This window comes from Bacillus cereus group sp. BfR-BA-01331, from assembly GCF_022663915.1.
Taxonomy (GTDB): Bacteria; Bacillota; Bacilli; order Bacillales; family Bacillaceae_G; genus Bacillus_A; species Bacillus_A mycoides.
The window spans coordinates 1-1155 of sequence record NZ_JAKUGJ010000116.1 but is presented as its reverse complement, the minus strand read 5'-3'; the positions used below and the strand labels follow the sequence as shown (position 1 = coordinate 1155).

Sequence of the window (1155 nt, the reverse complement as noted above, 5' to 3'; positions counted from 1 at the left end):
AAAAGGCGTATGCTGCAGATCATAAGGCTGGATTTATGAAGCAATTTTCTGCAGGTGTACCACAACAAGAAAAAGAGGCGGCATGGAACAAGCATTTGAGTCAGGAAGTCCAAGGATTTAAAAATCATGCACAGAAAGCTGCCGAACAAGCAGGTATTGTACAACAAAAAGATGGGACTAGCTATGCAAATAAGGATGCTTTTGCTTCTCAGTTATCACAACAATTACAAAGCAATCCAAATAAGCAAGGAAATAACTTGTTTGATAAGTCCTATGTGAATAAAGATGCTTTTGCTTCTCAACTTGCATTAGGAAAAGTCGGAAAAGCAGTTGAGGATGTAAAAGGAGAAACGTTAGAGAGTGGCCATCAAAATATGGGACAGGTTGGTGCTCTTGTAGGTGCTTCAACCGCTGCATTTAAGAAAGCATATAGTGCAGATCATAAGGCTGGATTTATGAAGCAATTGCCTGCGGATTTACCACAACAAGAAAAAGAAGCGGCATGGAACAAGCATGTAGGTCACAAAGTACAAGGGTTCGAAAATCATGCACAAAGAGCTGCAGAGCAAGCAGGTATTGTTCAGCAAAAAGATGGAACAAAATTTGCGAATAAGGAAGCATTCGCTTCTCATTTATCACAGCAGTTACAAAATAATCCAAACTTAAATGCAATGGGTGTATCCAGTACTGCGGGCATTCAAAAGGCAGTCAATGGCGTGAAAACACATGGTTTGACAAGTGGATATGGAAGCCAGAATGCAAAACAAGTAAGTAATGTTGGGAACCTGGTACAAGCTTCTACGGAATCCTTTAAACAAGGGTATGCAGGAGAGAACAGGGCAAACTTTATGAATAACTTGTCTCCAACCATGGCTCAACCGCAAAAAGAGCAGGCTTGGCAGACACATTTAAATCAAAAAGGAAATGAATTTAAAGCAGTAGCCCAGCAAGCAGCAGTACAAACTGGAGCGATGCCAGTGCAAGCAAAAGATACGAGTGGTAAGAGTCTACATGCCCAGTCGTATATCAATAAGGATGCTTTTGCTTCGCAATTAACGAAAGGTTTACAGAGTCATGCAACCCTTGGGACAGTGAGCCAACAAGTAAGCTCTGGGATTACAAGTTCTATTCAAGGAGTTAGATCACACGGTGTTG

1 pseudogene is annotated in these 1155 nt (G+C 41.2%); it reads left to right on the top strand.

From position 1 onward, the window contains the following. Positions 1-1155 (top strand): annotated as a pseudogene (locus tag MR155_RS31145) (hypothetical protein); the annotation flags it as partial.